Here is a 14,093-nt window from a genome sequence, read left to right as displayed (position 1 = left end):
ATGGCGCGGATTTCGGATGGGCTGGCCGGCAAAGTCGCGGTTGTCACCGGCGCCACGCGCGGGATCGGCAAGGGCATCGCCTGCGCTTTGGCCGAGCATGGTGCGACTGTCTACGTCACCGGCAGGACCACGGGCGCGGGGCAGAACCCGCTGCCCGGCACCTTGGCGGAAACCGTGGCGGAAGTGAACGCGCGCGGCGGCAAGGGTGTCGCCGTGGCGCTCGACCTGAAGGACGATGACCAGATCGCAGCGCTGTTCGATCAGGTGCGCCGTGACGAGGGGCGGCTCGATATCCTTGCCAACAACGCCATGGCCATTCCCGATGCGATGACCCGGCGCGACGGGTTCTGGGAAAAGCCGCTGGCCGAGTGGGAGATCTGGGATACCGGCATGCGCGCGGCGTACATCGCCGCCTGGCACGCCGCGCGGATCATGGTGCCGCAAGGTTCGGGCCTGATCGCCGCGCTTTCCGGGTATGTGGGCGTGACTTACACATATGACGTCGTGTTCGGCACGACCAAGACCGCGACCGACCGGATGATGCGCGACATGGGCCACGAACTGCGCGATACCGGCGTAACCGCCGTCTCGCTCTGGCAGGGGTTCACGTATACCGAGCGCGCGACGGAGAACCTGAAGACGGTGCCCGGCATGGCCAGCCAGCTGAACAGTGCGGTCGGCTCCTCGCCCGAGTTTCCGGGGCGGGTGATCGCGGCGCTGGCGATGGACCCGGCGGTGAAGGCCCGCTCGGGCGGAACTTTCATCAATGCCGAACTCGCCGCCGAATATGGCGTGACCGACAAGGACGGCCGAACAATCCCCTCGCTGCGGGAAACGCGCGGAAATCCGCTGTGGTCCGCGGGCGACACCACCTGGAATGGCACCCCGTAGCGATATCGGCACCGTCGTTGGAAATTGCGGCCAATTCCCTTTCGTTTGTAGCTATGACGCTTCGCGTGCCGATTCCGGGGACGGATCGGCACGCGCTTGAAAGGAGCTGAACCGCGATGACCAAGACCCTGTTCCTCGTGATGGACATGATGAACGACCTCGTGGCCGAGGACGGCTTCAGCGCGCAGACTTACGGCGTGCAGGTGCGTGAGCGTGGGGTGTTGGAGAACACCCGTGCCGCTATTGCCGCGGCCCGCGCGGCGGGGGCGCTGGTTGGCTATGTGCGTGTCGGTTTCTCGCCCGATTACCGCGAGGCACCGGAGAGTTCGCCGATCTTCTCGGGCGCGCGGAAGAACGGGATCTTTCAACTCGGCACCTGGGGGACCGAGGTCCATCCCACGCTGGCACCGCAGCCCGGCGATTTCGATATCGTGAAGCACCGCGTCAGCCCGTTCTACGCCACGTCCCTTGCGGCGATCCTGCGCGCGCATCGGATCGAGCGGATCGTCATGAGCGGCGTTTCCACCAATGGCGTGGTCCATTCCGGCGCGCGTGAGGCGCATGACCGGGACTATGACGTGGTGATCCTGGAAGACTGCTGCGCGGGCGTTTCGTCGGACGAGCATATGCATGCGCTGGCCTGCCTTGGCCGCTACGCGCGGATCGTCGCCGGTCCTGAATTCGACTGGACGGCCTGAGAGTTCGTTTGAAAATGCCCTGCGGGTATCTTTAAACGGGCTCTGGGCGGGGCTTGCAATTCCGCCGCTTCTGCGATTAGAGCGTGGCTCATTCGCAAGGACCCGGTGAAATTCCGGGTGGCTATTCCGGCCGCCGATCCGCCGGACAACGCACTTCGCAAGCAATTCCCCTTTGACGCCCCTGCGGGCGGCTTGCGATTTTCGCGGACCTGTCGAACTCATGAATTCTCCGTCTTTCGCTCGCTATCGCGCCGAATGGTTCAGCGGCGTTGGTGCCGCGCGGCGCGACGTGCTGGCCGGCCTCGTCGGCACTTTTGCGCTGATCCCCGAAGTCATCGCCTTCTCCTTCGTGGCCGGCGTCGATCCGCAGGTGGGCCTGTTCGCCTCCTTCGTGATCGGCATCGTCATTGCCTTTGCGGGCGGTCGGCCGGCGATGATCTCCGGCGCGGCGGGATCGGTGGCGCTGGTCGTCGGCACGCTGGTCCATGCCCACGGCCTGCAATACCTGCTGGCGGCGTCCGTTCTGGGCGGACTTTTGCAGGTGGTGTTCGGCCTGCTGAAGCTGGACGTGCTGCTGCGCTTCGTTTCGCGATCGGTCCGCACGGGGTTCGTCAATGCCTTGGCGATCATGATCTTTTCGGCGCAAGTGCCGCAGATGCTGGGGGTTACCTGGCATACTTACGCGATGATCGCGGGCGGTCTTGCCATCATCTACCTCGCCCCGCGCGTGACCAAGGCGGTACCTTCGCCGCTGATCTGCATCGTGGTGCTGACGGCGATCAGCATGGCGTTTCCGATGCCGCTGCACGTTGTGTCGGACCTCGGGAAACTGCCGTCCTCGCTACCGTCTTTCGCAATTCCGGGCGTGCCATTCTCCTGGGAGACGCTGCAGATCGTCGCGCCTTATTCGCTGGCGATCGCGGCGGTGGGCCTGCTGGAATCGATGATGACGGCCAGCGTGGTGGACGAACTGACCGAGACGACCAGTTCCAAGGCGCGCGAGTGCACCGGGCTTGGCCTTGCCAATATCGCGGCGGGCCTGTTCGGCGGCATCGCCGGGTGCGGGATGATCGGGCAGACCGTGGGCAATGTGCGCTATGGCGGGCGCGGGCGGTTGTCGACTTTGGCGGCGGGTGTGTTTCTGCTGGTGGTCTTGGTGCCGCTGCGGCCGTGGGTTGCGCAAGTGCCGGTGGCGGCGTTGGTGGCGATCATGGTGATGGTTTCGGTCAGCACGTTCTCATGGGGTTCGCTGCGCGATCTGGGCCGACATCCCAAGGTTTCCGGCGCGGTGATGCTGGCGACTGTGGCGGTGACCGTGGCGACGCACGACCTTGCCGCCGGCGTGGTGGTGGGCGTGCTGCTGAGCGGCGTGTTCTTCGCGTTCAAGGTCACGCGGATGATGGACGTGGCGGCCTCCTACGATGCCGCCAGCGACACGCGAATCTACACGGTTTCCGGCCAGATCTTCTTCGCCAGCGCGGACATTTTCGCGGACCGGTTCGACCTGTCGGACACTGCGCGGCACATCCATATCGACCTGACGCAGGCCCATTTCTGGGACATCACCGCCGTCGGTGCGCTGGAGGATGTGGTCGCCAAGCTGCGGCGCCATGGGGCCACCGTCGAGCTTGTCGGCATGAACGAAGCGAGCGCCATTCTGGTGGATCGCCATGCGCCGCAGGTTCTTGGAGGGCCGGCTGCGGCGTGATTTTCGGTGCGCCGAAGCAGGCGTACCTAAACGACACCTAACGTGACATTGGATGCGGGCAGGCGGCACAGACCTGTTGCCTGCCCGCATTTGCATGTGCGCTTTCCATAAATCCGCCCGTACCGCACCCGCGATCCATCGCCGGGGCGCTTCGCCATCGCTGGACGACTCTCTCACCCCAAAATAATGCATTATCCATCATTGACGGAAATGCGGCGGGGGCGTGCCCTTGTCCGATGGGAAAAGGGATCTCCAAAACATGGCTACCATTACCGGCGAAAAGGAAGTCGGCGCCGCACCGGCAGAGGGCAAGATCACGCCCGAGGCGATCAAGGCGGCCGAGAACATGATCGGCATGCAGCTTCGCCCCGAAGGCCCGTACCTTCAGGATGCGACCGAGGACACGATCCGCAACTTCTGCAACGGCATCGGCGATCTCAACCCGCTCTACCGCGATCTGGAAGTGGGCCGCCTGACGCGCCATGGCTCCATGCTGGCACACCCCAACTTCCCGATGGCGTTCGGCTGGGTCGGCCGCACGCGCTGGGGCCTGCCGGGCGTCCACGGTTTCTACGCCGGGAACGACTGGGAAATGTTCCGCCACGTACGCCCCGGTGACCGCATCAACGCGATCGAGCGCGTGGTCGGCGTCGATGTGAAGGAAAGCCAGTTTTCCGGCACCCTCGTCCTCCAGTATGTCGAGGCCAGCTACTACAACCAGCGTGGCGAGCTGGTCGCCCGCGCGCTCGGCACCTGCACCCGCCACGAACGCAAGGCCGCGCGTGAGGCCGGCAAGTACGCCGACATCAAGACCCACGAATATACCGCCGAAGAATTCGAGAAGATCGACAACGCGATCCTCGACGAAGAGAAGAACATTCGCGGCGGCAATGTGCGCTACTGGGAAGAAGTGCAGGAAGGCGAAACCCTGCCGGAAATCGTGCGCGGCCCGCTCAGCCTCATGGACACGATGGGCTTCCTGGTCGGCTGCGGCCGTGGCCATACGCACGGCGTGATCTTCAAGAACGCCGTGAAGCACCCCGGCCACTTCTTCCGCAACCCCGAAGCGGGCGGCGGCATCGAATACACCGGCATCGGCCACCACCGCGAATCCACCGCCAAGGAAGTGGGTGTGCCCGGCGTGTACGATTACGGCCCGCAGCGTTCGGCCTGGATGGCATCGCTCATCACCAACTGGATGGGCGACGCCGGCTTCCTGAAGCGCATCCGCACCCGCATGAGCCGCTTCAACACCATGGGCGATTGCACCTGGGCGCGCGGCACCGTGACGCGCAAGTACATGAAGGACGGTTTCGCCCTGGTCGATATCGAGATCAAGGGTGAGAACCAGCGCGGCGAACTGACCACGCCGGGCCTGGCGACGGTGGTGCTGCCTTCACTCGATCCGCAGACCAAGGTTTTCGTCGACGGCTCCGGCCTCGATCTCGAACTGCCGGTGGTTCGCTAATGTTTTCCCCGAAACGGGGAGGGGGACCGCCCGCGCAGCGGGTGGTGGAGGGGACTCTCAGCCCGACGCGACGTCGCGCGATTACGCGACTCCCCTCCGTCAGCCTTTCAGGCTGCCACCTCCCCGGGGCGGGGAGGACTGTATGACCGCGCCTCTCGACGGGCTCATGGTCGCCGTTCACGCTTCGGGCGTGGCGGCGGCCTACGCGGCGCGCCTGCTGGGCGTGCAGGGGGCCGAGGTGATCTTCGTCGAACCGCCATGCGGTTCGGCCTTGCGCGGGGAACCTCCATTCCTTGTGTCAGGGGAGGGAGCGAAGCCCACCTCGGCCCTGTTCGCCTATCTGGCGGCGGGCGCGCGCAGCATGACTTGCGATCTGGCGACAGGCGACGGTCAAGCCGCGCTCGGTGCCCTGCTGAGCGAATGCGACATCTTTATTGACGATTCCCCGCGTGCGGGGCGCCAGAATCCAAACCCGGGCCTGAGCCTGGACGAAGCGGCGCTTTCGGCGCGCCATCCGCAGCTCGTCCACGTCTCGGTCCTGCCCTTCGGCGCGCATGGGCCAAAGGCCGACTGGCAGGCGAGCGAGATCACCGTCCAGCACGCCTCGGGCGAGGGTAACCTGCTGCCCAACGGGCTTTCGGTGGAGCTTTTCCCGGACCGCGCGCCGGTGAAGATCGCCGGGCATTTTGCCGAGATGCAGGGCGGCATCGCCGCTGCGCTGGGCGCGCTTTCCGCGCTCTGGGTGCGGGACGAGGTGGGCGGCCAGTTCGTGGACATCGCCAGCCAGGATGCCGCGCTGGCGGTGGGTGCCTTTGCGATCCAGCGGCTTGGCGACGGCTCCATCGAGCACCGGGTGGAGCGATCCTTCCGCTATGGCGGCGTGATCCCCTGCGCGGACGGCCATGTCGAATTGCTGACGCTGGAACAGCGGCAGTGGGACGGTCTGGTCAAGCTGCTGGGCAGCCCGGAATGGGCGCTCGATCCGGCATTGGCGGATAGCCTTGAACGCAGCCGGCGTGGGCCGGAGATCAATCGCCACATCCGCGAGTGGGCGATCGTGCGCAAGGTGGATGATATCGTGGCCGAGGGGCAGAAGCTTTCCGTGCCGATCGGCCGCTACAAGACGCCGGCCGAAATCCTGCGCGACCCGCAGGAGCATCATCGCGGGCTGTTCCAGCCGGTCGCCATTCCGGGCAGTGGTCTGGTCGACATGCTGGTCTCGCCCGTCCACGTCGATGGCGCGCCGCTATCGCTGCGCGGCGGCCCGCCCGAACTGGGCGAAATGAACAAGGTGAGCGCGGAGGTGCTGTCATGACGCTCCCCTTGAAGGGTATCCGCATCGCCGATTTCACCGTGCACAACGCCGGGCCGTTCTGCACGCAACTGCTCTCGCAGCTTGGCGCCGAAGTGGTGAAGGTGGAGAGCGCGATGCGCCTCGATGCCTTCCGCAAGCCGCACCCGGTCTATGGCCGGATGGGCCCGGCGACGTTCGATCAGGTTGCCTCCAACAAGCTGTCCGTGCGCATCAACCTGAAGAAGGCCGAAGGCGCGGCATTGGCCAAGCGGCTCGTCGCCGTGTCCGACATTGCGGCGGAAAGCTTTCGCCCCGGCGTGATGGACCGGTTGGGGCTGGGCTTTGCCGCGTTGCAGGCGGTGCGCCGCGATCTGGTGATGCTGTCGGTCTCCTCCTCCGGCCAGAGCGGGCCGGACAGCCACTTTGCCGGTTATGCTCCGCTGTTCGGCGCATGGGGCGGGCTGGGCGAATTGACCGGCTATGAGGACGGACCGCCGGTGGAAATGCGGCACGTGATGGACCACACCGTGGGCATGAACGCCGCCGTAGCGGTGATGGCCGCGCTGCACCGCCGCCGGGCGACGGGCGAGGGCGGGCATGTGGACGTGGCCGCACGGGAAGTTGCCGCTTCGCTGATAGGCGAGGCGCTGTTGCTGGCCGCCGCGGGAGGAGAGACCCGGCGCGCCGGCAACGACCATCCGCGCATGGCCCCGCACGGCGTCTATCCCTCGGCCGGGGAGGATCGCTGGATCGCGATCGCGGTGGAAAGCGACGCGCAGTGGCAGGCGCTTTGCGGCGTGACCGGGATCGCGGCGGAGGCCCGCTTTGCGCGGGAGGCGGATCGTCATGCCCATCGGCGCGAACTGGATGCGCTGGTTTCGGCGTGGACGGCAACGCTTGCCGCAGAGGATGCAGCACAGCGCTTGCAGGCGGTGGGCGTCGCTGCCCATGCCTCATGGACGACGCCGGAGATTGCCGCCGATCCGCACTTGCGGGCGCGCGGCGCCATCGTCGAAGTCACCGAGCCGGACGGCAAGCGCCGCGCCGCCGTGGGCGTGCCGATGCGGCTATCGAAGGGCGCGGAGATCGGCATCACGCGGGGCACCCCTGCGCTCGGCGAGCATGAGGACTATGTCTACGGCGAACTGCTGGGCATGGGCCGCGATGAGCGCAAGGCACTGGAAGAGGCCGAAGTTATCTGGTGAGATGCGCGCGAAGTACCTGAAAAGCATACGCCTGAAAAACATATTGGGGACTTTGGGAAGATGAGTGAGACGGCACCGACCTTGGGCTTCATCGGCCTTGGCGTGATGGGCAGCGGCATGTGCGCGAACGCGGTCCGCAAGCACGCCGCGCCGCTCCATGCCTTCGACATGAATGCGGAGGCGCTGGCCGTGCAGGTCGCTGGCGGGGCGGTGGCGGCGGGATCGGTGGCGGCTGTCGCCAAGGCCGCGAAAGTGATCTTCCTCTCGCTGCCTGGCGGCAAGCAGGTCCGCGCGGTGTGCGAGGAGATTGCCGAGCATGGTTCGGTGGGCTCCACCGTGATCGATCTGTCCACCACCAGCGTCGCCGAGGCGCGCGAGGTGGCGCAGCTTCTTTCCGCAAAGGGCATTGCCTTCGCCGATGCTCCGGTGGCGCGCACGCGGCAGGCGGCGATCGACGGCACGCTCTCCATCATGGTCGGCGCGGGGGAGGAACTCTACGCGCGGATCGAGCCGCTGCTGCGCTACATCGGATCGGACGTCACCCGCTGCGGTGAAGTGGGCTGCGGACAAGTGGTGAAGCTGATCAACAACACCCTGCTGTTCGAACAAGTGGCCGCGCTGGCCGAGATGTTCGTGGTGGCGGAACGTGCGGGCGTTGCCCCGGCCAAGCTGGTGGAGGCGGTTTCGCTCGGCTCCGGAGACAGCTTTGCCCTGCGCAACCACGGGCTGAAGGCGATGGTACCGCGCCAGTTCCCGGAGAAGGCTTTCCCCGCGCCTTATGCGCTGAAGGACCTGGGCTACACCATCGAACTGGCCGAGCAGATGGGCGTGGAGCCGCGCCTGCCGCGCCTGGCTGCCGAATACTATCAGGCGGCGGTCGATGCCGGGATCGGGCAGGCCTATTTCCCCGCGATCATCGAAGTCGTCGATCCCCGCTGAGAGGGCGCCGAGCAGGAGAGAACCGATGGAACTGCGCAAGCTGGAATATCGCGTCGTAACCGATGGCTTGATCTTCCCCGAAGGCCCCATCGCCATGGCCGATGGATCGGTGCTGGTGGTGGAGATCAAGGGCGCCCGCCTGATCCGCGTGCAGCCGGACGGGACCAAGCAGGTCGTCGCCCATCTCGGCGGCGGGCCGAACGGCGCGGCGATCGGCCCGGACGGGGCCTGCTATGTCGCCAACAACGGTGGCTTCCACTGGATCAGCGAGGATATCCAGGGCGTGAAGGGCTACAACCGCCCGCACGGCCGGGCGGCGGACTATACGGGCGGCGGCATCCAGCGGGTGGACCTCGACACCGGGGAAGTGACCACGCTCTACACCCATTGCGACGGCGTGCAGATCAACGGCCCGAACGACATCGTGTTCGATGCGGCCGGGGACATGTGGTTCACCGATCACGGCAAGACCTACGACCGGGTGATGGATTGCGGCGTGGTCTATCACGCGGCGGCGGACGGTTCGTGGATCCGGCAGGCAGCGTTTCCGCTGGTGACGCCCAACGGCTGCGGCCTCTCTCCGGACGAGAAGACGCTCTATGTCTCCGAAACCGAGACGGGGCGGCTGTGGCAATGGCCGATTACCGGGCCCAAAGAATCTGGAAAGCGCGAGCTGGGCAAGATTGCGTGGCCCTCTCCCAATGGCGGGACGATGCTGGGACAGGCGACCGGTTACCAGCGCTTCGATTCCATGGCTCTGGAAGCCAGTGGCAACATTTGCGTGGCGACGCTGGTGACCGGCGGCATCACCGTGTTCTCTCCGGAGGGAGAGAAGCTCGAATATTGGCAGGGGCCGGAGCCCTATTGCACCAACATCTGTTTCGGCGGGCCGGACATGAAAACGGCGTGGATCACCGTATCCGGCCACGGCCTGCTGATTGCCGTCGACTGGCCGCGCGCCGGCCTGCCGCTGCTTCATCAAAGGACGTAAATCGTGAGCGAATTCGAAGACTGGATCGGCCGCAGCCAGTGCGTGACGGACGTGCTGGAACCCGCGCGAAGCAATGCCCTCGATGTCGCATTGGGCGGCGAGGGAGAGGGCAAGGCTGGCGATCCGCTGCCGCTGCTGCACCATTGGCTTTACTTCTGGGATGTGAAGCCGCCGCAGGGTCTCGGGCTGGACGGGCATCCGGCGAAGGGCGGTTTCCTGCCGCCCGTGCCGCTGCCGCGCCGCATGTGGGCGGGCGGGCGTGTATCGTTCGTGAAGCCGCTGCTGCTGGGGCAGACCGTCACCAAGACCTCCACGATCACCGCGATCAAGGAAAAGACCGGCAGCACCGGCCACCTCGTCTTCGTGACGGTGCGTCATGATCTGGACGCGGGTGACGGCGTGGCGGTGAGCGAGGAGCAGGATCTGGTCTATCGCGAACCCGCGTCGGCCATGCTGCCCGCGCCGGTTGCCGCGCCTGCGCCCGACGCGGCGTGGCGAGAGGAAGTGAACCCCGATTCGGTGCTGCTGTTCCGCTATTCGGCGCTGACCATGAACGGCCACCGCATCCATTACGACCGGCCCTACGCGATGGAGGAGGAGGCCTATCCGGGCCTTGTCGTCCACGGCCCGCTTCAGGCAACGCTGTTGTGTTCGCTTGCCGCGCGCAATCTGGATGCGCCGGTTACCGGCTTCGATTTCCGGGGGCAGCAGCCCGCTTTCGACGGCGTGCCGCTGCATGTCTGCGGCCAGGCGACCGAGGACGGCACCGAGGTCTGGACGCAGCAGGGTGAGGGCAAGAACATGGTCGCCACCGTGCGTACATCCGTGCTCGTAGGGAACTGAGAATGACCGAGACTTACGGCCTCTTCATCGACGGAAAGTGGCGCCCCGCTTCGGACGGCGGCACGCTTCCGGCGATCAATCCCTACGACCAGTCGGTTCATGCCCATATCGCCGTCGCCACCGCCGGGGACGTGGAGGATGCGATCTCCGCCGCCCGCCGCGCTTTCGACAGCACGTGGAGCAAGACCACGCCCGGTGAGCGCGCGAAGCTGCTGAACAAGGTGGCGGACCTGCTGGACGCCGATGCCGACCGCATGGCGCTGCTGGAAACCACCGACAACGGCAAGGTCATCCGCGAAACGCACAACCAGATGGGCTATGCCGCGCGCATCTTCCGCTATTACGCGGGCTGGGCGGACAAGATGCACGGCGATGTCGTGCCGCTGGACCAGAAGGATACGCTGGATTTTGCGATCCGCGTGCCGTTCGGCGTGGTGGCGGCGATCACCGCGTGGAATTCGCCTGTCGCGATCCTGACCAACACGCTTCCCGCCGCGCTGGCGGCGGGCAACTGCGTGATCCTGAAGCCTAGCGAACATGCCTCCACCACGACGCTGGAAGTGGCGAAGATGTGCGAAAAGGCAGGCTTCCCCGCCGGGATCGTGCAGGTCGTCACCGGCGCAGGCGACGTTGGCCGCGTGCTGACCGAGAGCAAGCGGGTGGACAAGATCAGCTTCACCGGCAGCCCCGGCGTCGGCCGCATGATCGCGCAGGCGGCGGGTGCGAACCTGAAGCCGGTGACGATGGAACTGGGCGGCAAGTCGCCCAACATCGTTTTCGACGATGCCGATTTCGACCGCGCGCTGATCGGCGCGCTGGCGGGCATTTTCGGCGCGACCGGGCAAACCTGCATCGCCGGATCGCGCCTGCTGGTGCAGCGCGGCGTCTATGACCGCATGGTCGAGGGGCTTGCCGCGCGCGCGAAGATGATCCGCATGGGCGACCCGCGCCTGCCCGAAACCGAGATGGGCACCGCCGCGAACCAACCGCAGTTCGAAAAGATCCTCTCCTTCATCGAAGCCGCCAAGGGCGATGGCGCGCGCCTTGTCGCGGGCGGCAATCGGGCGGAGGGTCCGGGGCTGGAGAAGGGCTTCTTCATCGAGCCGACCATCTTCGCCGATGTGCGCAACGACATGAAAGTCGCCGCCGAGGAGATCTTCGGGCCGGTGCTCTCGATCATCCCCTTCGATGACGAGGACGAGGCGGTCTCCATCGCCAACGACACGCCTTATGGGCTGGCGAGCGGCGTCTGGTCGGAGAACATCAGCCGCTGCCTGCGGATGATGCGGGCGATCCAGTCGGGCGTGGTTTGGGTCAACACCTACCGCGTGGCAGCCCCGCAGGCGCCGTTTGGGGGTATGAAGGATTCCGGCTTCGGCCGTGTGCGCGGGGAGGCGGGGATTCTGGAGTTCACTCAGACCAAGAACGTCTTCATCGATTTCTCCGGCGATCGCCGCGATCCGTTTTCGATGAAGTTCTGAGGTCCGGGTCTGGAAGAAGGAAGCGGGGTCCCCGCCTTCGCGGGGACGACGAGGGGTGGGTTGAGGGACTCGCGCCAAATCCCTTCCGCTGTTCCGATCTCGGTCGATAACCCTCCTTCGTCATTGCGAGCGGCCGCAGGTCGCGCGGCAATCCAGAGCGGTAAAGGGCCCTGGATCGCTTCTCCCGCTTCGCGGGCTCGCGATGACGACGGGAAGGGCATACGCCCATCCAAGAGCCCCGGCACCGAGCGTGATCGAAGATATGTGTTTCTCCTGATTACTCGGGCTTCAGTTCGATGCGCCGGGTCACGCCGACGGTATCGAGAAACGCTTCATCGTGGCTGACCACCAGCAGCGCCCCGTCGTAGGCTTTGAGGCCCGCTTCGATGGCGGCGATGGAGTCGAGGTCCAGGTGGTTTGTCGGCTCGTCCAGCATCAGTAGCGGCGGGGGCTTGGGGCCGCCCAGCACGCAGGCGAGCGCCGCGCGCAGCGTCTGGCCGCCGGAGAGCGTGCCCACCACGCGATCCGCCGCCGCCGCGCGGAACTGGAAGCGGGCGAGTGCGGCCCGGCGGGCGTTCTCGTCCATGCCGGGATTGAGCCGCGCGAAGTTCTCGACAATGGTTTCGGCCGGATCGAGCAGCGAGAGCCGCTGGTCGAGGAAGGCGAACGGCACCAGCGCTTCTGCTGTCCCCGTTTCGGGCGTCAGGCTGCCGGCGATGAGCGCCAGCAGCGTGGATTTTCCGGTGCCGTTCGGGCCGATGATCGCTACGCGTTCCGGGCCCATTATCTTGAACGTCAGGCCGCGCAACAGCGGAGCGTCCGGTGCGTGGCCGAAACGGAGGTCTCGCACTTCGGCCACTCCGCGTTCGGCGGCAAGGCCTGTCGATGCCAGCGAGACCGTGAGGGTTTCCAGCCTTTCGACGCGGCTCTTGGCCTCGTTCAGCGTCTGCGTGGCGGCGCTTTCCAGCCGGTCCGCCAGACGGGCATTGTCGCCGCCGGACTTTTCGGCCCGGTCCCGCCGCGCGCCGGCCAGAATGCGCGGCATGTCGCCCCGCGCCGCCTTGCGGCTGCCGGCCGCATCGCGCCGCTGCTGGCGTTCCACCGTGACTTGCGCCTTGCGCCGCACCTCGCCCACCTTGCGTTCAGCCGCTGCAAGGTCCTGCTCGGCAGCGGCCAGTTCCACCGCCTTGCGTTCGCGATAGGCGCTCCAGTTGCCGCCATAGCGCGCCGCGCCCAGCGTGGTCATCTCGACGATGGCGTCCATCGTTTCCAGCAATTCGCGGTCGTGGCTGACGACCACCGCCCCGGCGCGCCAGCCCTCCAGCAGATCGCGCACGGCGCGGCGGCCTTCGCGGTCCAGATCGTTGGTCGGTTCGTCCAGCAGCAGGAAATCGGGGGCCGCGAAGACCGCGCCCGCCAGCGCCACGCGCGTGCGTTGCCCGCCGGAAAGCGTGACGAGGCGCGTGTCCGGCGCCATGTCCAGCCCCACTTGCGCCAGCGCTTCGGCCATGCGTGCCTCCAGCGTCCAGTCGGCCTCAGCCAGTTCGTCCAGCGTGGCGGTGCCTTGCTCCGCGCGCTTCAGCACGGCGAGGGCAGGGCCGACTTCCATCAGGTCGGCAATCGTCTCCTCTGCGGAAACCTGCACGATCTGGCGCATTGTGCCCACGGTGCCGGCGCGGATCACGCGGCCGCGTTCCGGCTCCAGCACGCCGGACAGCAGGCGCAGCAGCGTGGATTTGCCCACGCCGTTGCGGCCGACGATCCCGGCACGCTCCTGCGTGAAATCGATGGAGAGATGCGAAAGGACGGTGTGGCCATCGGGCGTGGACCACGAAACGTCGGCGAGCGAAAGCGCGCGGGCAAGCGAAGATACGGAAGACACGAGACAAGGATTCCCTGAAGCAAGGCAGAAGGCAGCGTTGCGGATCAGGGTTGGATCACATGTTTCGAATCGCTCGCTTGATAATTCTTGAATGGACGTTCCATTAAATCTACATCGGCCAAATGGCAAGACCCAGAACCTTCGATGTCGATGCCGCCCTCGATGCGGCGATCGCGGTGTTTCGGGAGCATGGCTATGAAGGGACTTCGGCGCAGATGCTGGTTTCCGCCATGGGGATCGGGCGGCAGAGCCTTTACGATACCTTCGGCGACAAGTGGCAGCTCTACCAGCAGGTGCTGCGCCGCTATTTGCTGGCGGAAGGGCAGGCGCATCGGGCTGCCTTGCGCGCGGGCCCGCGTGCGGTGGACGGGATCGCGGCCATGGTGGAGCGCGTGGTACGGGAGGCGGACGTCGCCTGCCTGGGCGTGGGTTCCATCGCCGAATTCGGCTGCTCTCGCCGCGAACTCAATGCGATCAACGCGGCGGCCGACCGGGCCTTGCGGGCTGCGATGGCCGAACAGGTGCAGGCGGCGCAGCAGGAAGGCGATCTGGCGGAGGGGCTCGATCCCGATGCGGCGGCGTCATATTTGATCGCCAGTTTCGCCGGTATCCGGCTGGCCGCGCGCGGTGGCGCCAATGCCGGGCATGTGCAGGGGCTGGGCGATATGGTCATGCGGGCGCTGCGGTAACGTT

General features: G+C 66.3%; 12 protein-coding genes and 1 other annotated feature. Of the genes, 11 read left to right on the top strand and 1 reads right to left on the bottom strand.

The features are described from left to right. The 10 genes from WBP07_RS23415 (at nucleotide 1) to WBP07_RS23370 (ending at nucleotide 11,518) form a co-directional block, all read left to right on the top strand. A complete protein-coding gene (locus tag WBP07_RS23415) occupies nucleotides 1-891 on the top strand; it encodes an SDR family NAD(P)-dependent oxidoreductase (RefSeq protein ID WP_395397485.1) in 891 nt (296 codons plus the stop codon). 116 nt (nucleotides 892-1,007) lie between these two features. Next, a complete protein-coding gene (locus WBP07_RS23410; RefSeq protein ID WP_395397484.1) occupies nucleotides 1,008-1,589 on the top strand; it encodes a cysteine hydrolase family protein in 582 nt (193 codons plus the stop codon). A 95-nt stretch (nucleotides 1,590-1,684) separates the two neighbouring features. Further along, nucleotides 1,685-1,740 (top strand) — a sequence feature (sul1 is cis-regulatory element that is thought to sense ions involved in sulfur or methionine metabolism; They are found in Alphaproteobacteria). A gap of 69 nt (nucleotides 1,741-1,809) precedes the next feature. Beyond that, nucleotides 1,810-3,297, top strand: coding sequence for a SulP family inorganic anion transporter (locus tag WBP07_RS23405; RefSeq protein ID WP_395397483.1), 1,488 nt, complete (start codon nucleotides 1,810-1,812; stop codon nucleotides 3,295-3,297). 259 nt (nucleotides 3,298-3,556) lie between these two features. After that, nucleotides 3,557-4,765 (top strand): MaoC family dehydratase N-terminal domain-containing protein, encoded by a 1,209-nt coding sequence (locus WBP07_RS23400; protein WP_395397482.1) that lies wholly within the window; start codon nucleotides 3,557-3,559, stop codon nucleotides 4,763-4,765. Nucleotides 4,766-4,907: 142 nt separating this feature from the next. Next, a complete protein-coding gene (locus WBP07_RS23395; protein WP_395397481.1) occupies nucleotides 4,908-6,080 on the top strand; it encodes a CoA transferase in 1,173 nt (390 codons plus the stop codon). Further along, a complete protein-coding gene (locus WBP07_RS23390; RefSeq protein ID WP_395397480.1) occupies nucleotides 6,077-7,264 on the top strand; it encodes a CaiB/BaiF CoA transferase family protein in 1,188 nt (395 codons plus the stop codon). Before WBP07_RS23395 ends, WBP07_RS23390 begins: the two co-directional genes overlap by 4 nt. Before the next feature lie 60 nt (nucleotides 7,265-7,324). Beyond that, nucleotides 7,325-8,203 carry an NAD(P)-dependent oxidoreductase gene (locus tag WBP07_RS23385; protein ID WP_395397479.1) on the top strand — a complete coding sequence of 293 codons (879 nt, stop codon included), beginning with the start codon at nucleotides 7,325-7,327 and terminating at the stop codon, nucleotides 8,201-8,203. Between the two features lie 25 nt (nucleotides 8,204-8,228). Further along, complete coding sequence (locus WBP07_RS23380) at nucleotides 8,229-9,194, top strand: SMP-30/gluconolactonase/LRE family protein (RefSeq protein WP_395397478.1); 966 nt, start codon at nucleotides 8,229-8,231, stop codon at nucleotides 9,192-9,194. 3 nt (nucleotides 9,195-9,197) lie between these two features. Further along, nucleotides 9,198-10,037 carry a MaoC family dehydratase N-terminal domain-containing protein gene (locus WBP07_RS23375; RefSeq protein ID WP_395397477.1) on the top strand — a complete coding sequence of 280 codons (840 nt, stop codon included), beginning with the start codon at nucleotides 9,198-9,200 and terminating at the stop codon, nucleotides 10,035-10,037. 2 nt (nucleotides 10,038-10,039) lie between these two features. Further along, nucleotides 10,040-11,518: an aldehyde dehydrogenase gene (locus tag WBP07_RS23370; protein ID WP_395397476.1), complete on the top strand. Its 1,479-nt coding sequence runs from the start codon at nucleotides 10,040-10,042 to the stop codon at nucleotides 11,516-11,518. 277 nt (nucleotides 11,519-11,795) lie between these two features. Here WBP07_RS23370 and WBP07_RS23365 read toward each other — a convergent pair whose 3' ends face one another. Further along, on the bottom strand, nucleotides 11,796-13,400 hold the full coding sequence (locus WBP07_RS23365) for an ABC-F family ATP-binding cassette domain-containing protein (protein WP_395397475.1): 1,605 nt from the start codon (nucleotides 13,398-13,400) through the stop codon (nucleotides 11,796-11,798). A 122-nt stretch (nucleotides 13,401-13,522) separates the two neighbouring features. Between WBP07_RS23365 and WBP07_RS23360 the strand changes: the two genes are divergently transcribed. Further along, nucleotides 13,523-14,089, top strand: coding sequence for a TetR/AcrR family transcriptional regulator (locus WBP07_RS23360; RefSeq protein WP_395397474.1), 567 nt, complete (start codon nucleotides 13,523-13,525; stop codon nucleotides 14,087-14,089). The last annotated feature ends 4 nt before the right edge of the window (nucleotides 14,090-14,093 follow it).

Source organism: Novosphingobium oxfordense (assembly GCF_044029435.1).
Classification (GTDB): Bacteria; Pseudomonadota; Alphaproteobacteria; order Sphingomonadales; family Sphingomonadaceae; genus Novosphingobium.
This window is presented reverse-complemented; position numbering and strand designations above follow the sequence as displayed.